The organism is Saccharopolyspora sp. NPDC047091 (genome assembly GCF_040643635.1).
In the GTDB taxonomy this organism is placed as follows: domain Bacteria; phylum Actinomycetota; class Actinomycetes; order Mycobacteriales; family Pseudonocardiaceae; genus Saccharopolyspora_C.
Genome location: NZ_JBEYUS010000027.1, coordinates 25,935 through 50,979, shown reverse-complemented (window position 1 = coordinate 50,979; position 25,045 = coordinate 25,935). Strand labels below are relative to the sequence as shown.

General features: G+C 72.5%; 25 protein-coding genes. 19 read left to right on the top strand and 6 right to left on the bottom strand.

The genetic code is table 11. From position 1 onward, the window contains the following. Complete coding sequence (locus tag ABZ805_RS14420) at positions 1 to 534, bottom strand: DUF4242 domain-containing protein (protein WP_358439433.1); 534 nt, start codon at positions 532 to 534, stop codon at positions 1 to 3. 220 nt (positions 535 to 754) lie between these two features. Between ABZ805_RS14420 and ABZ805_RS14415 the strand changes: the two genes are divergently transcribed. Both ABZ805_RS14415 and ABZ805_RS14410 read left to right on the top strand, forming a co-directional pair. Continuing rightward, positions 755 to 1,324 (top strand): TetR family transcriptional regulator, encoded by a 570-nt coding sequence (locus tag ABZ805_RS14415; protein ID WP_358439430.1) that lies wholly within the window; start codon positions 755 to 757, stop codon positions 1,322 to 1,324. 561 nt (positions 1,325 to 1,885) lie between these two features. Beyond that, a complete protein-coding gene (locus ABZ805_RS14410) occupies positions 1,886 to 4,153 on the top strand; it encodes a GH92 family glycosyl hydrolase (RefSeq protein ID WP_358439427.1) in 2,268 nt (755 codons plus the stop codon). Between the two features lie 53 nt (positions 4,154 to 4,206). On the opposite strand, the gene ABZ805_RS14405 is transcribed toward ABZ805_RS14410, so the two are convergent. Then, on the bottom strand, positions 4,207 to 4,815 hold the full coding sequence (locus ABZ805_RS14405; protein WP_358439424.1) for a TetR/AcrR family transcriptional regulator: 609 nt from the start codon (positions 4,813 to 4,815) through the stop codon (positions 4,207 to 4,209). Positions 4,816 to 4,933: 118 nt separating this feature from the next. Here ABZ805_RS14405 and ABZ805_RS14400 point away from each other — a divergent pair, with 118 nt between their 5' ends. Beyond that, complete coding sequence (locus ABZ805_RS14400; protein ID WP_358439421.1) at positions 4,934 to 6,016, top strand: amidohydrolase family protein; 1,083 nt, start codon at positions 4,934 to 4,936, stop codon at positions 6,014 to 6,016. On the opposite strand, the gene ABZ805_RS14395 is transcribed toward ABZ805_RS14400, so the two are convergent. After that, complete coding sequence (locus ABZ805_RS14395; RefSeq protein WP_358439418.1) at positions 6,017 to 6,205, bottom strand: class II aldolase/adducin family protein; 189 nt, start codon at positions 6,203 to 6,205, stop codon at positions 6,017 to 6,019. A gap of 281 nt (positions 6,206 to 6,486) precedes the next feature. Between ABZ805_RS14395 and ABZ805_RS14390 the strand changes: the two genes are divergently transcribed. The 13 genes from ABZ805_RS14390 to ABZ805_RS14330 all read left to right on the top strand — a co-directional run bounded on the left by ABZ805_RS14390 (position 6,487) and on the right by ABZ805_RS14330 (position 19,210). Further along, on the top strand, positions 6,487 to 7,062 hold the full coding sequence (locus ABZ805_RS14390) for a hypothetical protein (protein ID WP_358439415.1): 576 nt from the start codon (positions 6,487 to 6,489) through the stop codon (positions 7,060 to 7,062). Continuing rightward, complete coding sequence (locus ABZ805_RS14385) at positions 7,044 to 8,204, top strand: MAB_1171c family putative transporter (protein WP_358439412.1); 1,161 nt, start codon at positions 7,044 to 7,046, stop codon at positions 8,202 to 8,204. Before ABZ805_RS14390 ends, ABZ805_RS14385 begins: the two co-directional genes overlap by 19 nt. A gap of 321 nt (positions 8,205 to 8,525) precedes the next feature. Next, on the top strand, positions 8,526 to 9,719 hold the full coding sequence (locus ABZ805_RS14380) for a sedoheptulose 7-phosphate cyclase (RefSeq protein ID WP_358439409.1): 1,194 nt from the start codon (positions 8,526 to 8,528) through the stop codon (positions 9,717 to 9,719). Continuing rightward, a complete protein-coding gene (locus ABZ805_RS14375; RefSeq protein WP_358439406.1) occupies positions 9,716 to 10,729 on the top strand; it encodes an ROK family protein in 1,014 nt (337 codons plus the stop codon). Before ABZ805_RS14380 ends, ABZ805_RS14375 begins: the two co-directional genes overlap by 4 nt. Further along, positions 10,726 to 11,844, top strand: coding sequence for an alcohol dehydrogenase catalytic domain-containing protein (locus ABZ805_RS14370; RefSeq protein ID WP_358439403.1), 1,119 nt, complete (start codon positions 10,726 to 10,728; stop codon positions 11,842 to 11,844). The genes ABZ805_RS14375 and ABZ805_RS14370 overlap by 4 nt, the downstream gene beginning before the upstream one ends. Continuing rightward, entirely contained in the window at positions 11,844 to 12,593 is a 750-nt protein-coding gene (locus tag ABZ805_RS14365) for an SDR family oxidoreductase (RefSeq protein WP_358439400.1), read from the top strand. The genes ABZ805_RS14370 and ABZ805_RS14365 overlap by 1 nt, the downstream gene beginning before the upstream one ends. Continuing rightward, positions 12,590 to 13,366, top strand: a complete 777-nt coding sequence (locus tag ABZ805_RS14360; RefSeq protein ID WP_358439398.1) for a TIM barrel protein — start codon at positions 12,590 to 12,592, stop codon at positions 13,364 to 13,366. Before ABZ805_RS14365 ends, ABZ805_RS14360 begins: the two co-directional genes overlap by 4 nt. Further along, the gene (locus ABZ805_RS14355) at positions 13,363 to 14,037 is read left to right on the top strand and encodes an HAD-IA family hydrolase (protein ID WP_358439395.1); all 675 of its coding nucleotides are present in this window, start codon (positions 13,363 to 13,365) and stop codon (positions 14,035 to 14,037) included. The genes ABZ805_RS14360 and ABZ805_RS14355 overlap by 4 nt, the downstream gene beginning before the upstream one ends. Beyond that, positions 14,034 to 15,218: an acyltransferase gene (locus ABZ805_RS14350; RefSeq protein WP_358439392.1), complete on the top strand. Its 1,185-nt coding sequence runs from the start codon at positions 14,034 to 14,036 to the stop codon at positions 15,216 to 15,218. The genes ABZ805_RS14355 and ABZ805_RS14350 overlap by 4 nt, the downstream gene beginning before the upstream one ends. 73 nt (positions 15,219 to 15,291) lie before the next feature. Then, a complete protein-coding gene (locus tag ABZ805_RS14345) occupies positions 15,292 to 16,299 on the top strand; it encodes an alcohol dehydrogenase catalytic domain-containing protein (RefSeq protein ID WP_358439389.1) in 1,008 nt (335 codons plus the stop codon). Between the two features lie 35 nt (positions 16,300 to 16,334). Beyond that, positions 16,335 to 17,120 carry an alpha/beta hydrolase gene (locus ABZ805_RS14340; RefSeq protein WP_358439386.1) on the top strand — a complete coding sequence of 262 codons (786 nt, stop codon included), beginning with the start codon at positions 16,335 to 16,337 and terminating at the stop codon, positions 17,118 to 17,120. Positions 17,121 to 17,150: 30 nt separating this feature from the next. Next, positions 17,151 to 18,347, top strand: coding sequence for an MFS transporter (locus tag ABZ805_RS14335; RefSeq protein WP_358439383.1), 1,197 nt, complete (start codon positions 17,151 to 17,153; stop codon positions 18,345 to 18,347). Between the two features lie 53 nt (positions 18,348 to 18,400). Next, entirely contained in the window at positions 18,401 to 19,210 is an 810-nt protein-coding gene (locus ABZ805_RS14330; protein WP_358439380.1) for a TIGR03619 family F420-dependent LLM class oxidoreductase, read from the top strand. Between the two features lie 12 nt (positions 19,211 to 19,222). Here ABZ805_RS14330 and ABZ805_RS14325 read toward each other — a convergent pair whose 3' ends face one another. The 3 genes from ABZ805_RS14325 to otnK form a co-directional block, all read right to left on the bottom strand. Continuing rightward, on the bottom strand, positions 19,223 to 19,681 hold the full coding sequence (locus ABZ805_RS14325) for a helix-turn-helix transcriptional regulator (protein ID WP_358439378.1): 459 nt from the start codon (positions 19,679 to 19,681) through the stop codon (positions 19,223 to 19,225). Between the two features lie 271 nt (positions 19,682 to 19,952). Continuing rightward, entirely contained in the window at positions 19,953 to 20,591 is a 639-nt protein-coding gene (locus tag ABZ805_RS14320) for a class II aldolase/adducin family protein (protein WP_358439375.1), read from the bottom strand. Further along, the gene (otnK, locus tag ABZ805_RS14315; protein ID WP_358439372.1) at positions 20,588 to 21,844 is read right to left on the bottom strand and encodes a 3-oxo-tetronate kinase; all 1,257 of its coding nucleotides are present in this window, start codon (positions 21,842 to 21,844) and stop codon (positions 20,588 to 20,590) included. The genes ABZ805_RS14320 and otnK overlap by 4 nt, the downstream gene beginning before the upstream one ends. Positions 21,845 to 22,092: 248 nt before the next feature. Between otnK and ABZ805_RS14310 the strand changes: the two genes are divergently transcribed. The 3 genes from ABZ805_RS14310 to ABZ805_RS14300 are packed head-to-tail and all read left to right on the top strand — an operon-like array spanning position 22,093 to position 25,027. After that, positions 22,093 to 23,469 (top strand): homoserine dehydrogenase, encoded by a 1,377-nt coding sequence (locus tag ABZ805_RS14310; RefSeq protein ID WP_358439369.1) that lies wholly within the window; start codon positions 22,093 to 22,095, stop codon positions 23,467 to 23,469. Next, a complete protein-coding gene (locus ABZ805_RS14305) occupies positions 23,466 to 24,821 on the top strand; it encodes a gluconate:H+ symporter (RefSeq protein ID WP_358439366.1) in 1,356 nt (451 codons plus the stop codon). The genes ABZ805_RS14310 and ABZ805_RS14305 overlap by 4 nt, the downstream gene beginning before the upstream one ends. A gap of 5 nt (positions 24,822 to 24,826) precedes the next feature. Further along, on the top strand, positions 24,827 to 25,027 hold the full coding sequence (locus ABZ805_RS14300) for a hypothetical protein (protein WP_358439364.1): 201 nt from the start codon (positions 24,827 to 24,829) through the stop codon (positions 25,025 to 25,027). Positions 25,028 to 25,045 lie beyond the last annotated feature (18 nt).

Here is a 25,045-nt window from a genome sequence, read left to right as displayed (position 1 = left end):
TCAGCCCCGGTCCAAGGTGTGCAGCCGGTCGATCGGCGTGCTCACGGCGTCGCGCGCCTTGCGCACGACGCCCTCGTCGGGGGCGTCGTAGAGGCACAGGCACTTGGCCATGTCCTCGCGCACGTAGGTGCGCAGGAACGTCACCTCGGGCACCTCGGCGTACTTGGGCGCCTTGGCCTTCTTGTTCGCCAGGTAGGTGTCCATGTCCAGGTCGGCGGGGAAGTCCCACTCGACGAGGTAGCCGGCTTCGGGGCGGGCCGCCTTGACGTCGGCGAGGTCGGCGCCGACCAGGCGGACCAGGTGCGGGCCGGACAGCTCGGCGACCTCGGGCAGCCGCTCGCCGCGGAGGGCGGCGAGGTCGGCGTCGTCCGCGGCCTCCACCACGGCGAACACCCGGTCCCGCGCGCCGGTGACCTGCGATTCGATCAGTTCGGCGCCCGCGTCGCGCGCGGCGGAGTCGAAGGCGGCGAGCAGCTGCTCGGTCCGCTGGCGGGCGTCGTCGGCGGGCACGATCTCGTACAGGAACAAGGACATGGCGGAGCCTCCGTGCGGGCAGGGGGATGCGCGGCAGCGGACGACGGGACACGTCGTCCGCGCGGATGGCGCGAGAGGGGTTCAGGCCAGGGGAGCGGGACAGATCGCGCTGGCGATGCGGAGCAGGTCCACCTGCAACCGCCGCACGAGCTCCGAACCTGGCATGCCACCACCCTAGAGCTAGACCGATCGTTCTGTCCATCGATGTTAGGCTGTGTCCATGGCCACCACGCGATCCGGCGCAGCCGCCCCCGCCCAGCGACTCCTGGACGCGGCCGGAACCCTGTTCGTGCGGGAGGGCATCCGCGCGGTCGGCATCGACCGGGTGCTCGCCGAGGCCGGGGTCGCGCGGGCCAGCCTCTACCACGCCTACGGCTCCAAGGACGGCCTCATCGCCGCCTACCTCGACGACCAGGACGAGGCCGACCGCGGCAAGTGGGAGAAGGCCGCCGCCGAACTGGACTCGCCGCGCGAGAAGGTCCTGGCGCTGTTCGACCTCGCGCACGGCGCCGCGCTGAACCGGCGGTTCCGCGGCTGCCTCTACCTCAACGCCGCCACCGAGTTCCCCGATCCGCAGCACCCGGCGCGCGCCGCCATCGACCGGCACCGCACCTGGCTGCACGAGCTGCTCGTGGACCTCGCCGCCCGGTCGGGTGCCGCCGATCCCGAAGCGACCGCCGAGCGGATCCGGCTGATCTACGACGGCGCGGTCGCGGGCTCCAAGTTCAGCCGCGGCACCGAACCGATCGAACTGGGCAAGCGGCTCGCCGCCGAGCTGCTCCCGAACTGACCGCCGTTCCCGGGATTTCCCCTTTTACTGGGAAATGTGGGAGCGCGGGTGCGCGCATTGCCCTGAACGGATGGAAACGCATCCGGAATCCGCTGCTCCGGGCGGCGCACGCAGCGCGGATGATTGCCGTCGCCGAGTCCGATCTGTACGGTTGATCTCGCCGCGATGGACAACGTTGTCATGGGGGATCTGTGCGCGATCCGGGCTGTTCTTCCCGCTGCCTCCGAGGATTCCGCGCGGTGTTCCCGGTGGTCGCGCCGCTGCCGTGGCCGGGCGGGCCGCCGCCGCACGCACCACCGAATCCGCCTCGATGATCGACGGGAAACGGCCGCCGGAATGCGGTCCGTGATTCCTCGGGCCTGAACGGGAAAATCCGCGAACTCGGCCCGCCGCGAACAATTCCGATTCCACCCGACCCGTTCCGCGTCCGCGGAACCGCGGTCGTCCCCGTTCGCCGTGGCGCGGATCCGCCTCGTCCGGCACCGAACCGCCCCGACCTCCCAGGAGAGGAGCACGATGCGCACCTCCAGGCGCAGACGCACATCCGGCCGGAACAGATCGATGCTGGCCGGAGCCGTCGGACTGGTCACTGCACTGGCCCTGCCGGGCTCCGCGGTCCCGGCCGTCGCCGCCCCGGCCGCGCCGGGCGTCGAAGACCCGGCGCAGTACGTCAACCCGTTCACCGGCACCAAGCCGGGTGGTCCCGACTTCGGCCACGGCGGGGGAGCGGGCAACACCTTCCCCGGCGCGGTCGCGCCGTTCGGGATGATGCAGTGGAGCCCGGACACCGCCGAGTACCAGCACGGCGGCTACCAGTACGAGGACGACCGGATCCGCGGGTTCAGCCTCACCCACATCTCCGGCGCCGGGTGCGGGGACTTCGGCAACATCCCGTTCCTGCCGACGCTCGGCGACGCCCCGGCACCGGACTACCCGTTCTCGCACGAGAACGAGTCGGCCTCGCCCGGTGCCTACGACGTCACCTTCGACAACGGGCTGCGCACCGAGCTCACCGCGACCCAGCGCGCGGGCCTCGCCCGGTTCACCTACCCCGAGGGCGAGACCGCCTCGCTGTCGATCGACGCGGCGAAGGCGTTCAACGACGCATCGGGCTCGCTGACCATCAACGGCAACAGCATCGACGGTTACAGCGACGGCGGCGGATTCTGCGGCGGCTCCAACGAATACCGCGTCTACTTCCACGCCGAGTTCGACCACGACTTCACCAGCAGCGGCGTCGTCCGCGACGGCCGGGTCGACACCTCGGCGAAGGAGATCTCCGGATCGGGCACCGGGGCCGCGAACCGGCAGCAGGCGCAGGACGACGGCGCGCAGGCCTTCGTCTCCTTCGACCCGGGCGCCGAACGCACCGTCACCGCCCGCGTCGGCATGTCGTTCGTCAGCCTGGACGGCGCGAAGGCCAACGCCGCGGCGGAGCTCGGCGACCGCGGGCTCGACCAGGTCCGCGACGGCACCCGCGCGGCGTGGAACGAGATGCTCGGCCGGATCGACGTCGGCGGCGGCAGCGACCAGGACCGGCGGCGGCTCTACACCGGGCTGTACCACTCGCTGCTGCACCCCAACGTGTTCAGCGACGTCGACGGGAACTACACCGGTTTCGACGGCGAGGTGCACCAGGCCGAGCAGGGCCACGTCCAGTACGCCAACTACTCCGGCTGGGACGTGTACCGCTCGCAGACCCAGCTGGTCGCGCTGATCGCCCCGGACATCGCCTCGGACATCGCGCAGTCCGCGGTGAACCAGTCCGCGCAGGGCGGTTACTTCGACCGCTGGACCGTCGCCAACGGCGGCACCGGCGTGATGACCGGCGACCCGCTGCCGATCATGATCTCCAGCGCGCACGCGTTCGGCGCCACCGACTTCGACACCGGCCAGGCGCTGGAGCGGATGCGCGCCGGGGCGGCGAACGAGGACGAGCGGCCGGTGCACGAGCAGTACGGCGAACTCGGCTACATCCCCGCCGAGGACGAGGAATCGTGGGGCTCGGTGTCGACGACGCTGGAGTACACCAGCTCCGACTTCGCCATCTCCCAGTTCGCCGACCGGATCGGCGACACCGGGGCGCGCGACGAGTTCCAGCAGCGCGCGCGGAACTGGCAGAACCTGGTCAACCCGGACAGCGGCTGGATCCAGCCGCGCAAGGCGGACGGGTCCTGGCCCGAGTTCGACCTCGCCCAGCAGGACGGCTACGTGGAGGGCAACGCCGCCCAGTACGCCTGGATGGTGCCGTTCGACCACGCGGGGCTGTTCGACCGGATGGGCGGGAACGAGCAGGCCGGGGCGCGGCTCGACGAGTTCTTCGCCGAGCTCAACGCCGGACCGGAGGAACCGCACGCGTACCTCGGCAACGAGCCGTCCGCGAACACCCCGTGGGCCTACGCCTACGCCGGGCAGCCGCACAAGACGCAGGACGTGGTGCGCCGCTCGCTGACCGAGCTGTTCAGCGCCGAACCGGACGGCCTCGTCGGCAACGACGACCTCGGCCAGATGTCGTCCTGGTCGGTGTGGGCGGCGCTGGGCATGTACCCGGAGGCACCGGGTCGTTCGGACCTGGTGCTGGCCAGCCCGCTGTTCCCGTCGATCAGCATCGACCGGGGCAACGGCACCACCATCACCGTCAACGCGCCCGACGCGTCGCAGGACGCGAAGTACGTGCAGGACCTGTCGGTGAACGGGGAGCGGACCGGGAAGCCGTGGCTGTCCGAGCGGTTCGTCGCCGAAGGCGGCACGCTCGACTACACCCTCGGCACCGAGCCGAACACCGGGTGGGGCAGTGCTCCGGAGGACGCGCCGCCGTCGTTCGGCTGATCCCGCGCTATCCGATCGAGGCCTCCGGTTCCCGCCGGGGGCCTCGATCCGCGTCAGCGGCGGGGTGCGAGCAGGCGCAGCAGCACTTCGTCCACGATGGATTCCACTTCGGACCGGGGGACGGTGCCGGCCTTGACGTGCTCGACGATCACCAGGCGGGGGCCCACGGCGGCGATGCGCGGGGTGATCGCGTCCGGGTCGGCTTCGCCGCGTTCGGCGCCTGCGCGCAGGATCCGCAGCAGCAGCTCCTGCCGGGGCTCGACGACCTGCTGGAACACCCGCTCGTAGAGCTCGGGGTGCCGGGAGCTCTGCGTCAGCAGCGGCCGCAGCGCGCGGCCCTGCGGTTCGTCCAGCGCGGCGGCGAGCCCGCTCAGCACCGCCACCAGGTCGTCGCGCAGCGAGCCGGTCCGCGGGTCGGGGGTCTCGGCGAAGCCGGTGACCGGGTCGGCGAGCGCGGCCAGCACCAGTTCGGCGGGGCTGCTCCAGCGCCGGTACAGCGAGGCCTTGCCCGCGCCCGCCTTGGTGGCGATCTTGTCGAAGCTGAGCTCTTCGAAGCTGGTGTGCGCCAGTTCTTCCAGCGTGGTCAGGTAGATCGCGTGGAGCAGCGCCGCGCCCCGCCTGCGGGGCCGTGGCGCGGAGTCCTCGTGGGGTGCGGTGCTCACTCGACCTGTATAGCCCCCGAGGCAGGGGTGCGCGTAGCCCGGCCCGCCGCGCGTCGCGAGGGGGGCGAGCGTACGGTGTTCTTAGTGAACAGACATGTCTCTTAAACGGGAGTCGCACATGAGCACCCAGCCCGCGAAGATCGCCCTGCGCGACGTCCGGCCCTTCGACGGCCACCGCATCGGGGAGCCCACCACCGTCGTGCTGGACGCGGGCCTGATCGGCGGCGACGAGCGCGGCGCGCAGGTCGTCGACGGCGGCGGCGCGGTGCTGCTGCCCGGCCTGATCGACGCGCACGTCCACCTGCAGGGCCCGGAAACGCTGCGGCGGCTCGCCGAGCACGGGGTGACGACCGGCCTGGACATGGCGTCCTGGCCCGCCGACTTCGTCGACGCGCTGCGCGGCACGACCGGCGCCGCCGACATCCGCAGCGCGGGCACCCCCGGGATCGGGCCGTCCGGCCCGCACAACCACATCCCCGGCATGCCCGCGGAGGCCGTGCTGCACGACCCGGCCGAGGCGCGCCGCTTCGTGCGGGCGCGCGTCGCCGAAGGCTCCGACTACATCAAGATCGTGCTGGAGGCCCCGGGCGACGGCGGCCCGGACCGGGACACCGCGGTCGCCCTCGTCGAAGCCGCGCACGAGCAGGGCGAGCAGGTCGTCGCGCACGCCAGCACGCCCGGCGCCTGGGCACTGGCCCTGGACGTCGGCGCCGACATCGTCACGCACACCCCGCTGGGCGCCCCGCTGGCCGAGGCCGACATCGCCCGCGCCGTCGCGGCCGGGACGGTGGCCGTGCCGACGCTGGCCATGATGGAGGGCATCGCCACCGCCAAGGGATTCCCGCAGGCCTACGAGGCCGCGCCGCGCAGCGTCGGCGCGCTGCACCGCGCCGGGGTTCCGGTGCTCGCCGGGACCGACGCGAACACCCAGCCCGGGTCGCCGTCGCCGGTGCCGCACGGCAGCAGCCTGCACCACGAGCTGGAACTGCTGGTGGCGGCCGGGCTCACCCCGCTGGAGGCGCTGCGCGCGGCGACCTCGCTGCCCGCCCGGTACTTCGGGCTCGCCGACCGGGGGAGCATCGCCCCGGGACTGCGCGCCGACCTGGTGCTCGTCGACGGCGATCCGCTCGCCGACATCACCGCCACCCGGGCGCTCCGCCGGATCTGGTGCGCCGACATCGAGGTCGAACCCGCCGCCTGATCAGGCCGCCGCGTCCCACGGGGTGCCGTGCCTGGAGTGCAGGTGCACGACCGCGGTGGGGGCCGGGTCGCGGCGGTAGAAGGCCCCGTGTAGCGGGAACTCCTTCGAGGGCCGCGGCCCTTCGAGGTGCACGATGGACTCCACGTCGGACCCGGGGACGGTGCCGGTCTCGACGTGCTCGACGATCACGACGTGCGGGCCGACGGCGGCGCCGACGTGGGAGCGGGCGTACTGCGAACAAGGTCCGCGGTGTCCGGTGCGCGTGCATCGAGGTCGGCCCCGCCGCCTGATCGCGGTGGTCCCGGTTCCGACACCGGGACCGGGCGCCGCTCCATTTCCGCGCGGTGCCGCGCCATTTCGCCCACTATCTGGAAATCGTTCGTGAGAACGTGAACCTTCTGTTAAGGGGGTGCGATTTTCGTGCGCTGTGACGCAGGATGCATTGACTGTAGCGGAAAGTGTCGGACAGAGTGCTCAGCGTACTGGGGTGGACATGTGACCGGGGAGGGCTTCCGGTGCTGGAGGGGTGGCGTTCGCGCGCGCGTTTCCGCAGGCTGATCAAGGAATTGGCGCTGCCTGCCGTCTGTTCGATGGAAGAGTTGATCGAGTGCATCTCCGCGCGCCGGAAACGTCCGCTGCGCGTGCTCCCCTTTCCGGGGGTGGCGAATTCGGCGCGTCCGCACGGGCTCTGGGTGGAAGCCGCGGACACCGACTACGTTTTCGTCGAGCCGCGTACCAGCGAACTGCACCGAAAGCACATCATCCTGCACGAGATCGGCCACATCCTCGCGCACGGTGGAGCGGAACCCGCTGATCACTCGGAGCGGCGGGCTGCGCAATTTCGGCGGATGGTCCCGGACCTCGACCCGGGAACGGTGTCCCGGTTGCTGGCCCGCTCGCACGGCGGGCACGGTGCCGCGGCCGAGCGGGAGGCGGAGGAGATCGCGGTGCTGCTGGGCAGCCGAATTCTGCCGACTCCGGTGCGGGTGGGCGGAATCGAGGAGGCGTTCGGGTTCGCGGTGACCCCGTGGCCGCCGCTGCGGTGAGCTCGATGATGGAGTTCGCGGGCATCGGGGCGCTCTGGCTCGCGGTCCTGTTCCGCGCACCGCAGGCGGTGCGGCAGCGCCGGACCCGGGTGTTCTGGCTCGTCGGAGCCGGGCTCGCGATGACGATGACGCTGCACACCGACGCTTCCTGCACGTGGTTGCGCGAGTCCGCGCTGAGCGCGCAGGCGGTGCACGTGCTGCGCAATTCGATCGCGGTGACGAGTTCCTGCCTGGTGCTCCACGGCTTCTCGGCTTTCCTTCAGGTGCGTGGCGCTCGGAGGTCGCTGCTGTGGGCCGGTGGGGCCGTGGTGGTCTCGCTGCTGGTCCGCTCCGATCTGTCCGCGGTCGGTTTCGCAGGTTCGCCGGTGCCGGTCGCGGTGCTGGACAGCTACTGGTCGGGCTTTCTGCTGCTGCACGTCGTCGCGCACGCGGTGGCGTGCGGGTTGTGCGTGCGTGCGGGCGTGCGCGGGGGATCGGGTGGGGCGCGGTTCGGTCTGCTCGCGTACGGGGCGGGTTTCTTCCTGTCGGTTCTCGTGCTCTGCCCGCTGGCGGCGTTCGCGGCCTCGACGGGGGAGTCGTCGCCGCTGTCGGTCGCGCCCTTCGTCACCGGGGTGCAGGCCGGGTGCTTCGCGGTGGGGGTGTCCGCCCCGCTGTGGGCCGAGGTGCGCGGGTCCTCGGCCAAGCGCCGGGTTCTGCGGCGCCTGCTGCCGTTGTGGGCGGAGATCACCGCCGGGGTGCCGGAGGTCCGGCGTGTTCCGGTCGCTGCTGCGGGGCGGGAGGTGTTCCGGTCGCGTGCCGCCGTGGAGCTGGCGTGCTACCGGCTCGTGATCGAGATCCGGGATGCGGTGCTGCTGTTGAGCGGGCACTGCTCGGCCGAACTGGTCGAGCGGGCGCGCGCACACGTGGTGTCGACGGGGGTGCCGCCGAGCCGGGTGGCGGCGGCGGTGCTGGCCTGCTGGCTGCGGGCGGCGGAGGACGTCCGGGCGCAGGGCGCCGTGGCGGCCGGGAGTTCGGCGCCGCTGCCCGGTGGGGCTGATCTGGATTCGGAGATCCGCTTCCTGCTGATGGTCGCCGAGGAGTACGAGGCGGCGCCGGCGCTCGACTTCCGCCGCGCGGAGCGTTCGCAGCCCGCGGGTCGCTGAGCAGCGCCCGGTAACCGGCCCGTCCCGGGACCAGGGAAACAGGTCACCTCCCGTTTTCATCCATTTCAGTTGACGACGTTCATCTGCTCTGATTAGCATTAGGCTGCGCGACGTAAGCTGATATGGATGATCTGGGGCATCGGCTTCGCTCGCGCAACTGGGGAGTTCGGTCGACCGAACTGATCGTCGGCAGCGCAGCCGACCTGATCCGGCGAGGGCACGACCCCGCCCGGATCCACCCATCCACGAATTCGGGAGCGCACCTCTGCGCGCCGGGACCGCGCGTCCTGGCGCCGGAACCACCACTGGGAGGACTCTGTGATGTCCGCGAACTCCGGAGGCACCGCGAAGATCGGCACCGACTGGCGGGTCCGCGCCCGGCAACCGGTCGGCTACGACGTCCGCGTGCTCAACGGGCTGCTGTCGCCGTCGAACTCGGCGCTCGCCGACGCGTGCGGAACCGCGCCCGGCAGGTCACCGCGCTGCCTGCTGATCGTCGACGACTCCGTCGACGTCCTCCACGGCGACCGGCTCCGCGCCTACTTCGAGGCGTGGTCGATCGACGTGGAGTGGCACGTCGTCCCCGGCGGAGAGCAGTCCAAGAACCTCGACCAAGTCGTCGCCATCACCGAGGCGATGACCGGGATGGGCATCCTGCGGCGCTCGGAGAAGGTCGTCGCGGTCGGTGGCGGAGCCGTCCTCGACGTCGCCGGCATGGCCGCGGGACTGTACCGGCGCGGCGTTCCCTACGTCCGCGTGCCCACCACGCTCATCGGCCAGGTCGACGCCGGGATCGGCGTCAAGACCGGCATCAACCACGGCACGCACAAGAACCGGCTCGGCAGCTACTACGCGCCCGAAGTGGCGCTGATCGACCCGGAATTCCTGCGTACGGTGCCGAAACGGCACATCGCGAACGGGATCGCCGAGATCGTGAAGATGGCGTTGATCAAGGACGCGGCTCTGTTCGACCTGCTGGAGCTCGCCGTGCACGACCTGGACGCGGCCGCGTTCGCCGACGGCGAGCCGGGCGGCCCGGCGATGGAGATCATGTCGCGGGCGATCGGCGGCATGCTCGACGAGCTGGAACCGAATCTGTGGGAAGAGGTGCTGGAGCGCTCGGTCGACTACGGGCACACCTTCAGCCCCTCGCTGGAACTGCGAGCCGACCCGCCGCTGCTGCACGGCGAAGCCGTCGCGGTGGACATGGCCGTGTGCGTGGCGCTCGCGCACAACCGGGGGATGCTCGGCACCGCGGACGCAGCCCGGGCGATCGGGCTGCTGCAGGCCGCAGGCCTGCCCGTGACCGACCCGGTGTTCACCACCGACCTGCTCGTCGAAGCGTTGCGCGACGCGGTGAAGCACCGGGACGGCGAGCAGCGGATTCCGCTGACCGACCGCATCGGCTCCGCGACCTTCGTGCACGACATCACCCGCGAGGAGCTCGACGAGGCGCTCCGATTCGTGCACGAGCGGGCCGAATCGGACGCGGCTCTGGTGCGTGCGGCGCGATGAACCCGATCACCGTGATCGACGTCGGCGGCACCCGGCTGCGTGCCGCCGACTGGACGCCGGAGCACGGGCTGGCCGAGATCACCGAGACCGCCTCGCCCAGCATCAGCAGGGATCCCGACGCCGACGTCGCGCAGCTGCGGGCCGAACTCGTGCGGGACCTGTGCGCCGCGGTGCCGGCAGGCCGCGTCGCCGGGATCTCATTCGGCGCCGCGCTGGACCACCGGACCGGCACCGTGCACGCCTCGGCACCGCTGTGGGGATCCTGCGCGGAGCCGTTCGACCTGCTGGGCGAGCTGCGGTCCGCGCGCCCGGACGTGCGCTGGCACGTCGTCAACGACGTCACCGCCGCATTGCTGCACGCCATCACCGCGCCCAGGTACGCGGACGACCGCAAGGTGCTGCTCGCGACGATCAGCACCGGCATCGCCTGCCGCACCGTGGACCGCCGCCGCGGCGAGATCCCGGTCGACGAGTGCGGTCTGCAGGGCGAGATCGGGCACCTGCCGGTCGCCGCGTCGTGGCGCGGCGAACAACTGCACCTGCCCTGCGATTGCGGAGTCGACGACCACCTCTCGGCGTTCGCCGCAGGGCCCGGGATCCGCCGGGTCGCGGAGGAGATCCGGCGCCGCGATCCCGTCGGATGGCGGAACTCGGAACTGGGGCGCGTCGAGGATGGCACCGCGTTCGAGGACGCGTTCCGCGCCGCGCTGGACCACGGCGACCGGCTCGCCACCGCATTGCTGGCCACCGTCACAGCACCGGTCGCCGACCTGCTGCGCACCGCCGTGTGCCTGGACCCGGAACTGGACCACCTGGTGCTGACCGGTGGCGTCGTCGCCGGGCTGGGCGAGCACTACCGCGGCGCGGTGCTGGCGCACCTGGAACGCGCCGGGACCTACCTGACCGGGGACCGCGTCCCCGGCTGGGCGGCGCGGCGGCTCGTCGTCGACGAGGCGAGTACCTCCGGCGGGCTCGTCGGAGCGGGACTCGCGGCGCGGGAGGGCAGATGACCCGGATGCACCGAGCCGTGGTGCGCGACGGCACCGGCATCGCGGTCCGACACCGGCCGACCCGGCCGCCCGGTCCGGGAGAACTGCTGCTGGGCACCGAAGTAGCAGGCCTGTGCGGCACCGACGTCCAGATGCTGCGCGGGATGCGGGACGACCCGGCCGAGGTGATCGGCCACGAAGGCATCGCGACCGTGGTGGCGGCCGGGCCCGGCGTCGCACCGGAGCTCGCCGCGGGCACCAAGGTCGTGGTGAACCCGACGCACCCCACCGATCCCGCGTTCCTGCTGGGACACAACGTGGGCGGACTGCTGCAGGAGCGGACCTGGATACCGGCATCGGCCGTCGACGCCGGCCTGGTGCTGCCGCTGACCGCGGTGCCGGAACCCGACCTGGCGGCGTTGCTGGAACCGCTCGCGGTGGTGCGCTACGCGCTCTCGGCGCTGCGCCGGTTCCGCCCGCGCACCCTGGTCGTCTTCGGCGCCGGGACGGTCGGCAGGCTCGCGGTGCGCGCCGCGAGCCGATGGCTGGCCGAGGCCGAGCGGCGCGTCTTGGTGCGCCGCACGGCCGACGAACTGCCGCCGGAGCCGGTGCACGCGGTGTTGGAACCCGGCGCCGACTTGGCGGCGGAAATGGCGCCGGGGCCCGTCGCCGTGCTCATCGCCACCCCGCGGGACGCGACCGTCGGCTGCCTGGAGACGGCGATAGCGGCGGCAGCGGGCCATGAGCTCGCGGTGGACCTGGTGGGCGGCCTGCCACCGGCGGCGGACACGCCGATGCTGCCCGGTGCCGACCTCGTCGCGCTCCGCGCCGCCAACCGAGCGGGAACACCCGACCCGCCCGAACACGCCGGGCTCAGCACCACCACCGGCGACCGCGTGCACCTGTTCGGGCACCGCGGGGTCGGCAACGACCACCTGCGGATCGCCGCCGACGAATTGGTGCGCGCCCCGGAGCGCTACCGCGACCTGGTCACGCACGGCACCGACCTCCACGGAGCGGCGCGGATCATGCGCGAGCTCGCGACCGGCCGCGGCCGCGACATCGACGGCCGCCGGCTGGTGAAGCTCGCCGTGCGGATCTCCGCTCCGCGGCCCCGACACCACGAGGAGAACTGATGGCAGACATTTCCGGACCGGTCCGCGCGCTCGTGGTCGGCGGCTCCACGGGCATCGGTCGCGGCATCGCCGACGCCTGGGCGAAAGCGGGCGCCGACGTCGTCGTCGCGAGCCGCAGCGAGCCCGATGACGCCGCGCTGGGCTGGGCGCCGCTGGACTTCACCGAACCCGACCAGGCCCGACAGGCCCTCGCCGAGGTCGCGAACGCGGGCCCGCTGCACGCGGTGTGCTTCTCCGCAGTGCACTACGGGACGAAGCGGGCGCTGTTCCGCGACGTCACCGAACAGGAATGGCGCCGGCAGGTGGACGTGAACCTGCACGGCCTGTGGCTGACGCTGGCGGCCACGCTGCCCGCATTGCGGGAAGCAGGCCCCGGGCTGCTGCTCGGCGTCTCCTCCGAAGTGGTCTACAACGCGGGACCGGGCCGGTCCGGTTACGCCGCGACCAAGGCGGCGGGCACCGGCCTGCTCCACTCGCTGGCCCAGGAGGAGGACACCGCGCGGCTGCGGATCGTGCAGGTGCTGCCCGCCGGCATGGTCGACACCCCGGGCATCCGCCGCCGGCGGCCGGAGGACTTCGACTACAGCGCTTACATGCGCCCGGCCGGATTCGGCCCGGTCGCCACCGAATTGCTGCGCACCCGCGGCGGCGAGCACCACGGCGACAGCCTGGTCGTCGACGCCGACGGCCGCTGGCGTTCGGTGCGCGAGCAGCCGCCGGAGTCGCAGAGCCGCGGGCTGGGTTCGTGAACCGGCCGCTGATCGGGCTCACCGGCTGGCGGGTCGACGCCGACGGCGCGGACGTGCTCACCCTCGCGGCAGAGCTCGGCGTGGACGGGGTGCAGCTCGACCTCGGCGGTCCGGGACGCGGCGCACCGCTCGACGGACCGGGGCGCATCCGGCGGATCCGGGAGACCTCGGCCGCCACCGGAGTCCGCGTGCTGGGGGTAGCGGTGAACCTGATGAACGACATCGGGCTCACCGTCGCCGACCCGGCGGTGGTGCGCGGCACCCTGACCCGCGCCTTGGACGCGGCGCGGGAACTGGAGGCACCGCTGGTGTTCGTGCCGAGCTTCCGGCGCAGCGCGATCACCGGCCCCGCAACGTTGTCGGCGACCGCCGAGGTGCTGCGCTGGGCGAGTGCCGAAGCCGCCGCTCGCGGCCTGCTGCTGGCCAACGAGAACGTCCTCGACGGTCCCGCGGCCGAACGGCTGCTCGACCAGGTCGGCGCGGACTCCTTCCGGCTGCTCCTCGACACGGCCAACCCGCACCAGGCGGGCGTGGACGTCGCGGCGTTGGTCGCGGCGCTCGGCGACCGGTTCGCCGACCAGATCCACGTCAAGGACGGTGGCGACACCGAGGCCGCCCTCGCCGCGGTCCGCGCGCACGGTGGGCACGTGCACGCCCTGGTGCTGGAGAACGACCACCGCGACGGCGACCGGGAACGGCTGCGCGTCGACCTGGCGCGGCTGCGCGGACACGCCGACACCCTGACCCGACGACCGAGCGAGGCCCGGCCATGACCGAAGATGTGCTGCTCACCGCCGAAGCGCTGCTGTTCGACATGGACGGCACCCTGGTCGACTCGACCACCGTCGTCGAACGGACCTGGCACCGCTTCGCCCGCCGCCACGGGCTCGACGGCGCCGAGATCCTCGCCGACGCGCACGGCAGGAGGACCGGGGAGACCGTGGCGCGGCACCTGCCCACCGGCAGCGACGTGGCCGCGGAGACCGCCCGGCTCGTCGCGGAGGAAGTGGCCGACGTCGACGGGATCGTGCAGATTCCCGGGGCCGCCGAGCTCCTGGCGAACCTGCCCGCGGGGCGGTGGGCCGTGGTCACCTCGGCCGGCCGCGAACTGGCGCGGCGGCGCATGGCGGCGGCCGGGCTGCGGCTGCCCGACGTGGTCGTCAGCGCCGAAGACGTCCGACAAGGAAAACCGGACCCGGAGGGGTATTCGCTCGCCGCCCGGCACCTGGGGGTGCCACCGGAAGCGGCGATCGTGTTCGAGGACGCCGAGGCAGGCCTGCTCTCGGCACTGGCGAGCGGGGCGCGGGCGGTCGTCGTCGGCGCCCACGGCGGGCGGGTCGCCGCAGACCTGCCGCGCGTCGCCGACCTCGACGCGGTCACCGCATCCAGCGACGGCGAACGCCTGCGGGTCCGACTCGCAGAAACGAGGACCGCACGACCATGACGCAGACCTGGGGGATCACCGAGCGGGCCCGCACCTCGCGGTTACCGTCCTTGACGAGCCTGCGGTTCATCTCCGCGCTGCTCGTGTTCTTGTTCCACGCTTCCTGCACGACGCCGCCGTGGACGTTCTTCGGCGACCCGGCGCAGGCGAGCGCGTTCAGCACCGTCGCCGCCGACGCGGGCCGCATCGGTGTCGCGTTCTTCTTCATCCTCAGCGGATTCGTGCTCACCTGGTCCAGCGACTCCGTGGGGGACGTGCTGGACTTCTGGCGGCGCAGGTTGGTGAAGGTGTTCCCGAACCACCTGGTGACCTGGGCGCTGGCGCTGGTGCTGTTCGGCGGCGGCACCGCGGCGGCCGGGACGGTGCTCGCCAACCTGTTCCTGCTGCACCCGTGGGTGCCGGACTACGACACGTTCCTCAGCGTGAACGTGCCGAGCTGGTCGCTGGGTTGCGAGCTGCTGTTCTACCTGGCGTTCCCGGTGCTGTTCCCGCTGATCAAGCGGATTCCCGCGGCTCGGCTGTGGGCGACCGCGATCGGGCTGATCGCGGCGGTGTTCGCGGTGGCGTTCGTGGCGCAGTTCCTGGTGCCCACCGAACCGGGGTTGCCGGAGGCGAACTCGCCGGGCTCGGTGTGGCAGTTCTGGCTGGTGTACTTCCTGCCGCCGGTGCGCGCGCTGGACTTCGCGCTCGGCATCGTGCTGGCCAGGATCGTGCTGAGCGGGCGCTGGATCGGGCTCGGGTTCGGGACTGCGGCGCTGCTCACCGCCGGCGGGTACGTACTGGCGTCCTTCGTGCCGTGGGTGTTCCACCTGAACGCGGTCACGATCATCCCGTTGGCGCTGCTCATCCCGGCGGCCGCGTGCGCCGACATCCGAGGCGGCCGCTCGCCGCTGCGCGGGCGGTTCGCGGTGTGGCTGGGCGAGATCTCGTTCGCGTTCTACATGGTGCACGCGCTGGTGCTGAGCGGTACCCGGGCGCTGCTGGGGCCGGACGCCTACTTCGGTTTCTGGGCCGCGAGCGGGGTGGTGCTCGCCGAACTCGTCGTCTCGGTGCTGGGTGCGTGGCTGCTGTACACCACCGTCGAACGGCCGATCATGCGGCGCTTCGGCCGTCGCCGCCCGCCCGCGGCGCCCGGGGCACCCGAGGGATCCGTCCCAGCCGAACCCGTTCCCGCCAAGTGAGGTGCGCATGTCCCATTCCACCGACATGACAGGCCGTGTTTCGCCCGATTCGCCCGAAGGCGCGTCGTCTGCGATGTCCGCACTGGTGCTGGAAGCTCCCGGGGTGGTCCGGGAGCGGCGAATTCCGGTGGCCCCGCCGAGCCGCGGGAACTGCCTGATCCGGATCAGCCGGATCGGCCTGTGCGGCACGGATCTGGGTTTCTACGACGGATCGAGCAATTACCTGCACGACGGGTTGAAGGCGTTCCCGTTCGTGTTCGGCCACGAGTGGAGCGGGCGGATCGTCGAAACCGGCCCCGGGGTCGTCGGATTCGAAGTCGGGCAGCGCGTTTCCGGGCACAATTTCCGCCCCTGCGGGAACTGCCCCGCGTGCGGACGCGGCGACCTCAGGTACTGCCCGGCCCGCAGCGAGATCGGCGTGCTCGGCCAGGAGCAAGGCGCCGCGGCCGACTACCTCGAAGCCCCGGCGGGCACGCTGGTCCGGATCCCGGACTCGCTCGGCGACGACGTCGCCGCGCTGCTGGAACCCGCCTCGGCCGCGCTGCACGCGGTGCGGCGGCTGGCGGTGACCGATGCGGACCGGGTGGCGGTGCTGGGCGCCGGCACGCTCGGCGTCGTAGCGGCCCAGTTGTGCCGTGCGCTGGGCGCGCGGGTCGAGGTGTTCGACCCGCAGCCGGAGCCGCGGGAGCTCGCCGCGGAGCTCGGCTTCCCGGTCTCGGTTCCGGAGAACGCCGAAGCGGACCGCTACTCGGCCGTCATCGAGGCATCGGGTTCGGTGGCCGCGGCCAGGTCCGCGCCGGTGCTGTGCGCGCCGGGCGCCCGAATGGCGCAACTGGGCACTCCGCACCATTCGGTGGACGGATTCCCGATCGCCGCCCTGGTGATCAAGAACGTCACGGTGCACGCGGTCCTTTCCGGGATCGGGTGCTGGGAGGAGTTGATCACGTTCGTGGAAAGCGGCCTGATCCGGCTGGATCCCTTGGTAGATTCCGTTTTCTCCCGTTCGGAAGTCGGTGCCGCCTTCCAACGGCTTGCCAGCAGCGGTCGCCGACGCCCGAAGATCCTGATTCGGATGTCCTGACGGTGACCGGACGAGAAAGGAGAAGTGAACTCATCGTGAGTACAGTTTCGATCCCCGGCGCGGTGGTGCATTACACGACGCACGGCGCGGGGCCAGGACTCGTCCTGGTGCACGGGACCGGAGCCGATTCGGTCGCCAACTTCGGCCACCTGGTGGACCGGTTCACCGATCGGCACACCGTGATCACCCCGGACTACGCGGGCAGCGGCGGCACCGAGGACGACGGTGGTGCGATCACCCTCGACGCGTTGATCGAGCAGGTCGCCGCCGTCATCCGGGACAACGGTGGCGAGCCGGTGGACCTCGGCGGGTTCTCGCTGGGCGCCGTCGTCGCAGCGGGAGTGGCCGCCAAGCACCCCGAACTGGTGCACCGGCTGGTGCTCATCGCCGGCTGGCAGGACTCGACCGATCCGCGCCACCAGCTCACCTTCAAGCTGTGGCGTGACCTGGCGGAACTCGACGAGTCCTCCTACGCGCGGCTGATCACGCTGCTGCTGTTCACCCCGGGCTTCGTCAGCCGGATGGGCGTGGAGGCGCTGGCCGAGTTCGTCGCGGGCACCAAGTGCTCGGACGGCACCAACCGGCAGATCGACCTGGGGCTCGCCGTGGACATCAGCGACCTCACCCCGAAGATCCAGGCGCCCACGCTGGTCATCGGCTGCACCCACGACCAGCTGGTGCCCGTCGGGCACTCCCGGGAACTGCACGAGTCCATCGAAGGCAGCACCTACGCCGAGATCGACAGCGGGCACCTGGTCGTCATGGAACGGCCGGACGAGCTGGTCGACCTGGTCCGCGGATTCCTGCACCCCGAGAACTGACCGACGACCACCGCTCCGCGAGGTTCGCCCATGCCCATTCCCGTGTTCGCACTCATGCTCGGCGTGTTCTGCGTCGGCACCGCCGAGGTCGCGATCTCCGGACTGCTGCCGAACGTGGCGGCAGACCTGGCGGTCAGCGTGCCCTCGGCGGGTCTGCTGGTCACCGGATACGCCCTCGGCGTGACGGTGATCGGGCCCGCGGTGACACTGCTGACCACGAAGGTCCCGCGCAAGGCGCTGGTGCTCGTGCTGATGGCCGTGTTCACCGCGGGCAACGCCGCCGCGGTGGTCGCGCCGGACTACGGGGTGCTGATGGCGGCGCGGGTGTTCACCGCGATGAGCCACGGAACCTTCGTCGCGGTCGCGTTCTCACTGGCCGCTGCCATCTCCGCGCCGGACAAGCAGGGTTCGGCGATGGCCAAGATCGCGCTCGGGTTCAACCTGGCGAACGCGCTCGGCTCCCCGCTGGGCACGTTCGTCGGGCAGCGGTTCGGCTGGCGGTTCACCTTCGTCGCCATCGCGCTGGTGGCGGGGCTGACCATCGTGCTGATCGCGCTGTTCATGCGGCCGCCCGCGCAGCAGCAGGCGGCCACCGGGCGTGAACGGCTGCGGCAGGAGGTCGCGGCACTGCGCAGTCCGGTGCTGGCGGTGGCCGTGGTGGTCACGGTGCTCGCCCAAGGCGCGGTGTTCACCACTTCCACCTACCTGGTGCCGATCCTGCAGGAGGTCAGCGGGTTCGCGCCCGCGTCGATCTCGGTGCTGCTGGTGGTGTTCGGTGTCGGCTCGGTGGTCGGGAACTTCGCCGGTGGCAGGCTCGCCGACGGAGACGTGGGCCGGGCGGTGCTCGCCGTGCTGGCCGTGCTCACCGCGGTGTGCCTGGTGTTCTGGCTCTGCGGTCCGGTCCCGGCGTTGGCGGTGGCGGCGCTGTTCCTGTTCGGCGCTTCGGGCTTCTCCATCATCCCGAGCCTGCAGGCGCACATCCAGCGCATCGCGATCGCCGCTCCGACCCTCGCGTTGTCGGTGAACGTGTCCGCGTTCAACCTGGGCAACGGATTCGGCGCCTGGCTCGGCGGGCAGGTGCTCGACCTCGGCTGGGGGACCGGGGCGGTGCCGCTGACCTCGGCCGTGGTGTGCGGGCTCGCGCTGCTGCTGGCCGCCACCTCGCACTGGTGGCGGAACCGGTCATCGAGCGGCGGTGACCGGGTCGCGGTGGAATCCGCGGTGTGACCGGCGGCCGGGGTCGGCGGACCCCGGCCGCACCCGAGCGGAGGAGGTGACGGGTGGACCTGCAACTGGTGCTGCCCGCGGAATCGCCGGAGCTGCCGTTCACGGAGCTCGGCGATCTCGCGGTGGCGGCCGAGCGGCTCGGATACGGGGCGGTGTGGTTGCCGGACCACCTGCTGCCGCCGTCCCGTTACGCACCCGGCAGCTACGGCGGGATCTACGATCCGCTGGTCGCGCTGGCCGCCATCGCGGTGCGCACCCGGACGATCCGGTTGGGCACCTCGGTGCTGGTGCTGCCGATGCGCAGCCCGTTCGCCGTCGCCAAGCAGGCCGCCACACTGGAGCGGATCTCCGGCGGCCGCTTCACCCTCGGCGTCGGCATCGGCTGGGACCGGGCGGAATTCGCCGCGGTGGGCGCCGATTTCGCCGACCGCGGGGCGCGCGCCGACGAGGCCATCGACCTGATCCGGCATCTGCTCGGCGGGTCCGGCCCGTTCCACGGCACGCACTTCCACTACGACGCCGGGGTTTTCGAACCGAAGCCCGGCACACCGGTGCCGATCGTGGTGGGTGGTTCGGGGGAGCGGGCGCTGCGCCGCGCGGCCCGCTCGGGCGACGGGTGGCAGCCCATCGCCCCGGAGCCCGCCGAGTTCGCCGCGCGCGTCACGTGGTTGCGGGCGAACGCGGCGCGGCCGATCCAGGTCTCGGTGCGGACGTCCTGGCTCGGCGGCGGCGCGGAGCTGGCGGCCGTCGTGGACGACCTGCACGCCTATGCCGCGGCCGGGGCCGATTCGGTCGCGGTGTGGCTGGGTTCCGACGACGGGGTGCGCGACCGGATGGCGCGGTTCATCGCCGCCGCCGGATGAGCACCGGAGCGGTCAGCTCCCGGTCTCCGGCCGCTTCGCCCCGCCCGCCAGGTCCTTCACCAGCGCGGTGACCGCATCCAGTCCTTCCCAGTCGAGCAGCGGGGCGTAGGTGCAGATCTCCCGGATGCGGCTGTTGCGCATGGCCAGGACCAGTTCGTACTGCGCCACGATCTCCCGGGTCGCCTCGTTGTCGGTGAAGAAGGCGACGGGAACCCGGAAGAACTCGGCGAGCGCCTGGAGGTGGTGCAGGGTCGGGTTGTCCCGCTGGCCGCGGCAGAGCTGGTGCAGGTAGCCGTGCGAGATGGATTTCCCGGTGCTCGTGCTGATCTCCGCTGCGAGGCGTTCGAAGGTCGGCCACTGCGCCTGCTGCCCGGGAGCGGCGTTCTGCTGGGCGTACACGTCGATCAGGTACACGAGTTTGTCGGCGAGCGTCCGCGGCGACTGCTCCATCGAGCCGGGTTCCGGGTTCATCGCACCTCCACGGCGGGACCGCCGGCCGTCACGCTCCGTCGTGGCCGACCGGTCCGATCCGGTTCGCCCGCATTCCGGTCCACCGCGAGTGCGTTTCGGCGGGGTCCGGGGGTCCGCGCACCCGTTTTCGGAGGTGTGCGGCCGACTTGCGCGGAAGAGTACCACGGGCCGGGTTCGGTTCCGGTGATCCTCTTCGTGGTCCGATCCGGGGCGTTCCGGGCACCCCGGACCGAATTCGCTGCGTGATCGTGCGAAGTCGTTGCGTGCTCGGTCAGACGTCCCACGGGGTGCCGTACTTCGCGGTGAGTTCGTGGATCTCGGTGGGTTCGAGCAGGCGCGGGTGGTGCTGGCCGAGGCCGAGCAGCAGGGCCGCGACCTCCTCGATCTCCACCGCCGCGTCCACCGCCGCCGCCAGCGAGGTGCCCGCGGTGATCGGGCCGTGGTTCTGCAGCAGCGCGGCCCGGAACTCGAAGTCCAGCGCCGCCAGCGCACCGGCCTGAGCCGGATCGCCCGGCGCGGCGTACGGGACGAGCGGGGCCTGGCCGACGCGCATCACGAAGTACGGGGTCAGCGGCGGGATCGCGCTGCGCTCGGACCACGGCTGCAGGCAGGACACCGCGGACGCGTGCCGGGAGTGCAGGTGCACCACCGCGGTGGTGGCCGGGTCGCGGCGGTAGAAGGCGCCGTGCAGCGGGAATTCCTTCGACGGCCGCGGCCCGCCGAGGTGCTCGCCGTCGAGGGACAGCTCGGCGAGCGCCGCCGGGTCGAGGTCGCCGAGGTCCGCGCCGGTCGGCGTGATCAGCATCCGGTCGCCCTCCCGGATGCTCAGGTTGCCGGAGGAACCGGGGCTCAGGCCCAGCGCGGCGAGCTTCGCGCCCGCGGCGGCCAGTTCGGTGCGGGCCTCGTTCATGACAGCACGTCCCATGCGGTGGTGAAGATGTCGATCCCGCCGAAGTTGCCCGATTTCAACGCGACGTCCACCGGTCGACGCTCACCGTCCACATCGGATTCGGTGCGGCACCAGGGAACTCCCGGCGCGATCTGCGCTCCCACGTGCAGGGTGGTGGCGCCGAGCGCGAGCACCACCGCGCCGGAGGTCTCACCGCCCGCGACGAGCAGCCGCCGCGCGCCCTGCGCGACGAGCTCGGCGGCGCAGCGCGCCAGCGCCCGCTCCAGCAGCGACCCGGCGGGTTCGGCGTCGTCCTCCCGCGCCGGTTCGACCTCGTCGCCGACGCCGACCGCGTAGAGCAGCGGCGGCAGCGCGGGATCACCGGCCCAGCAGGAGCGGACGAACTCGACGAGCTCGGCGGTGGTGCCGTCGAAGTCCGCGCGCAGCGCCGCGAGGTCCAGCTTCCGGTGCGGCAGCCGGGTTTTCGCGTGCGTGACCTGGGACCGGGTCGCGGCCGATGCGCTGCCCGCCAGCACCACCGCCGGGCCCGCCCCGGCCGATCCCGCGCGGGCCCGCCCCGGGTGCGGACCGGTGAGCCCGAGCGCGAGGCCCGCGCCGCCGGTGAGCACCGGCGCGTCCGCGGTGGCCGCCGCGATCACCGCGAGGTCCTCGTCGGTGGCGGCGTCGACCACCACCAGGTCCGCGCCGAACTCGGCCAGCCGCGCGCGGACCGCGTCGGCTCCGGCACGCACCACGTCGTGCCCGACCAGCTGCACCGGCCTGCGAGTCTGCGGGGCCAGCAGCCGCAGCAGGTTCGAGTCCCGCATCGGGGTCAGCGGGTGGTCCCGCATCGGGCTCTCCGCCAGCGGCTGGTCGCCGACGAACAGGTGCCCGCGGTGCACGGTGCGGCCGGTCGCCGGGAACGACGGCACCACCACCGCGCCGGGCGCGCCGAGCTCGTCGAGCACCGCGTCCACCACCGGCCCGATGTTGCCCTCGGGCGTGGAGTCGAACGTGGAGCAGTACTTGAGGTAGATCCGCTCGCAGCCCGCCGCGCGCAGCGAGCGCAGCGCGGCCAGCGAGTCCCGCACGGCCTCGTCCACCGGCGCGGTGCGGGACTTCAGCGCCACCACCACCGCGTCCAGCTCGGCGAGCGGTTCCGCGGGCGCCGCGGTGCCGATCACCACGGCGGTGCGGAAGCCGCGGGAGACGAGCATCGTCGCGAGGTCGGTCGCCCCGGTGAAGTCGTCGGCGATCGCGCCGAGCAGCGGCATGCGTCCTCCCTGGCGGGTGGTCCGCGGTGCGCGCGGACGGGGGTTCGAAGGCGTGGCCGGGGGGTTCGCCCGGATCGGGGGTCGCGGACGAACCGCAACGCGGCCGTGAAAATATGTTAGCACGCTTGACTCTTGTGTGAATCAGTGAATATCTTCTGTGAAACAGTGTGCTGCCGATCCCACCTGATCGGCCGTCGCGCCGCACGGCCCCCGGAGCTATCGCGACGCGAGACTCAACGAGGAGACTCATGAACGAGCAGCCCCGCCCACCGGGCGCCGGCGACCGGCCCGTCGGGTACGCGCTCTCCGGCGCGGCGGGCGGTTTCGCCCGCACCCTGCTGGCGCAGACCAGGCTGATCCCCGCGCTCGAACCCGCCGTGCTCTGCGACGTCGACGTCCCGCGGCTGCGCGCGCTGTGCGTCGAACTCGGCTACCCCGAGGCACGCCTGCGCACCTGCACCGACGCCGCGGAGACCGCCGCCGCCACCGCGGCCGGGGACATCGCCCTCGTCGCCGACCACGAGCTGATCGCCGCGGGCGGCTGGGACGTCCTCGTCGAAGCCACCGGCAGCCCCGCCCACGGCTACGCGATGGCGCGCACCGCGCTCGAACTCGGCAGGCACGTCGCGATGGTCAGCAAGGAGGTCGACTCCGTCGCCGGGCTGCACCTGGCCCGGATCGCCGCCGCCAACGACGTCGCCTACCTGCCCGCCGAAGGCGACCAGCCCGGCAACCTGCTCAAGCTGCTGGAGCGGGCGCGGCTGCTCGGCATGGACGTCGTCGCCATCGGCAAGTCCACCGAGTACGACCTCGTCTACGACCCGGAGCGCGGGACCGTCACCCAGCTCGACCGCACCGTCGACGCCCCGGCGCTCGGCGCGCTGCTCGACCTCGGTACCGACGTGCGCGCCACCCTCGCCGCCCGCGCCGACGCGGTCGCGGCGCTGCCCACCGGCGCCACCGCCGACTACTGCGAGATGGCCGTCGTCGCCAACGGCACCGGATTCCGGCCCGACGTGGAACGGCTGCACTACCCGGTCGCGCGGATCGCCGAGCTCGCCGACGTCTACGCGCTGCGCGAGGACGGCGGGGTGCTGCGCGAACCCGGCGCCGTGGACGTGTTCAGCGCGCTGCGGCTGCCCGGCGAGGCCTCCTTCGCCGGCGGCGAATTCGTGGTGCTGCGCACCAACGACGCCGAGACCTGGCGGCTGCTCGCCGAGAAGGGCCACGTCGTCAGTCGCGACGGCCGCTACGCCGTGCTCTACCTGCCCTTCCACCTGATGGGCGTGGAGACCCCGGCGACGCTGCTCGACCTCGTCGCCCGCGGCCGCGACGCGCTCGCCCGCGAACCCCGCAGGCACGCCGTGCTCGCCGGGCGCGCGAAGCAGGACATCGGCGCGGGCACCGTGCTCGACATGGGCGGGCACCACCACGACGTCACCGGCGTGCAGGCCGTGCTGCTGCGCGGCGACGAGGCCCCCGCCGACGTCGCGCCGCTGTACCTCGCCGCGCACACCGCGCTGCGCCGCGACGTTCGCGCCGGCGACCTGATCACCCTGTCCGACCTGGAGAACCCGGACGCCGCCCTCGTCGAGGCCTGGCAGCAGGGCGAGGAGACCAGATGAGCACCGACCTGACCCCGCTGCTGCTCGCGGCGGGCGCGATCGTGGTGCTGATCCTGCTCATCACCAAGATGAAGCTGCACCCGTTCCTCGCGCTCATGATCGCCGCGCTCGGCCTCGGCTTCGCCAACGGCATCGCACCCGGCGAGACCGCCGAGCACTTCCAGACCGGCTTCGGCGACGCGCTCAGCGACACCGGGCCCGTCATCGGCCTCGGCACCATCCTCGGCGGCATCCTGCTCGGCTCCGGTGGCGCCGACCGCATCGCCACCGCGTTCATCGGCGCCCGGCCGGTCAAGTGGATCCCCACCGCCATCGCCACCGCCGCGCTGCTCATCGGCATGCCGCACCTGTTCGACGTCAGCTTCGTGATGCTGGTGCCGCTGGTGTACGCCGTCGCCAAGCGCACTGGCTCGCACCTGCTGTTCGTCGGGCTGCCGATGGCCGCGGGGCTCTACGTCTCGCACGGGTTGCTGCCCCCGCACCCGGCGCCGACGCTCGCGGTCGCCGCCTACGACGCCAGCACCGGGCTCACCATCCTCTACGGGCTGATCATCGCGATCCCGGTGATGATCCTGTGCGGACCGGTGCTGACGCCGCTGCTGTCCCGCTGGTTCGGGCCCCCGCCGGACCTGGACAAGTCCCCGGTGCCCGACCCCGGCCCCGCCGCGGACGAGCAGCGCCGGCCGGTGTCGCTGGTGCTCGCGCTGATCACCGTGCTGCTGCCCGCCGGGCTGATGCTCATCGGCACCCTCGGTCTCACCGTCGTCGAGCCGGGCGGCTGGGCGCACGTCGTGTTCGAGGCCTGCGACACCCCGGTGCTGTCGCTGCTCGTCGCCGTCGTGTTCGCGTTCTTCGCGCTCGGCGTGCGATCCGGGTTCGGGCTCGGGAAGTTGCAGAAGATGGCGGCGAAGGGGCTCGGCCCGGTCGGCGCGATCATCCTCATCCTGGGTGCGGGCGGCGGCCTCAAGGAGATGCTGTCCGCCACCGAGGTCGACAAGCTGATCACCCAGTACGCCGTGCACTGGGCGGTGCCGCCGCTGCTGCTGGCCTGGCTCACCGCCGCGCTGCTGCGGGTCTGCCTCGGCTCCGCGACCGTCGCCACCGCGGCGGCCACCGGGATCGTCGCACCGCTCGTCGCCGCCTATCCCGAGCTGTCGCCGGAACTGCTGGTGCTCGCCACCGCGTCCGGGGCCGTGATGCTCTCGCACGTCAACGACTCCGGGTTCTGGTTGTTCAAGGAGTACTTCCAGCTCAGCGTCGCGCAGACCTTCCGCAGCTGGACGCTGATGCTGTCCGTGCAGTCGGTGCTGAGCCTCGGCGGCGTGCTGCTGCTGAGCGCGGTGGTGGGGTGATCGACATGGGTGTTCGGCTCGGCGCGGAACGCGGTGCGCCACCCGTTCCGGCGTGCTGCGACGGTGGTTCCTGCTGCGCGGCGGTGTCGGAGGACGGCGGAATCCTCTCGCTGCGGGACGCGTTCCTGCTGCACGACCCGGAACCGGACCGCCGTGCCCGGCGGTCCGGCCGGTTCCGCCGGGTGCGGGCGCTGCTGCGCCGCTGAGCCGGGGGAATCCGCCGC

Coding starts and splice junctions, on each gene's coding strand:
- ABZ805_RS14350 (WP_358439392.1), top strand. CDS start 14,034: ATGACGCAGACCTGGGGGATCACCGAGCGGGCCCGCACCTCGCGGTTA.
- ABZ805_RS14320 (WP_358439375.1), bottom strand. CDS start 20,591: ATGAACGAGGCCCGCACCGAACTGGCCGCCGCGGGCGCGAAGCTCGCC.
- ABZ805_RS14345 (WP_358439389.1), top strand. CDS start 15,292: ATGTCCGCACTGGTGCTGGAAGCTCCCGGGGTGGTCCGGGAGCGGCGA.
- ABZ805_RS14370 (WP_358439403.1), top strand. CDS start 10,726: ATGACCCGGATGCACCGAGCCGTGGTGCGCGACGGCACCGGCATCGCG.
- ABZ805_RS14410 (WP_358439427.1), top strand. CDS start 1,886: ATGCTGGCCGGAGCCGTCGGACTGGTCACTGCACTGGCCCTGCCGGGC.
- ABZ805_RS14400 (WP_358439421.1), top strand. CDS start 4,934: ATGAGCACCCAGCCCGCGAAGATCGCCCTGCGCGACGTCCGGCCCTTC.
- ABZ805_RS14325 (WP_358439378.1), bottom strand. CDS start 19,681: ATGAACCCGGAACCCGGCTCGATGGAGCAGTCGCCGCGGACGCTCGCC.
- ABZ805_RS14335 (WP_358439383.1), top strand. CDS start 17,151: ATGCCCATTCCCGTGTTCGCACTCATGCTCGGCGTGTTCTGCGTCGGC.
- ABZ805_RS14375 (WP_358439406.1), top strand. CDS start 9,716: ATGAACCCGATCACCGTGATCGACGTCGGCGGCACCCGGCTGCGTGCC.
- ABZ805_RS14415 (WP_358439430.1), top strand. CDS start 755: ATGGCCACCACGCGATCCGGCGCAGCCGCCCCCGCCCAGCGACTCCTG.
- ABZ805_RS14355 (WP_358439395.1), top strand. CDS start 13,363: ATGACCGAAGATGTGCTGCTCACCGCCGAAGCGCTGCTGTTCGACATG.
- ABZ805_RS14420 (WP_358439433.1), bottom strand. CDS start 534: ATGTCCTTGTTCCTGTACGAGATCGTGCCCGCCGACGACGCCCGCCAG.
- ABZ805_RS14300 (WP_358439364.1), top strand. CDS start 24,827: ATGGGTGTTCGGCTCGGCGCGGAACGCGGTGCGCCACCCGTTCCGGCG.
- ABZ805_RS14380 (WP_358439409.1), top strand. CDS start 8,526: ATGTCCGCGAACTCCGGAGGCACCGCGAAGATCGGCACCGACTGGCGG.
- otnK (WP_358439372.1), bottom strand. CDS start 21,844: ATGCCGCTGCTCGGCGCGATCGCCGACGACTTCACCGGGGCGACCGAC.
- ABZ805_RS14305 (WP_358439366.1), top strand. CDS start 23,466: ATGAGCACCGACCTGACCCCGCTGCTGCTCGCGGCGGGCGCGATCGTG.
- ABZ805_RS14365 (WP_358439400.1), top strand. CDS start 11,844: ATGGCAGACATTTCCGGACCGGTCCGCGCGCTCGTGGTCGGCGGCTCC.
- ABZ805_RS14310 (WP_358439369.1), top strand. CDS start 22,093: ATGAACGAGCAGCCCCGCCCACCGGGCGCCGGCGACCGGCCCGTCGGG.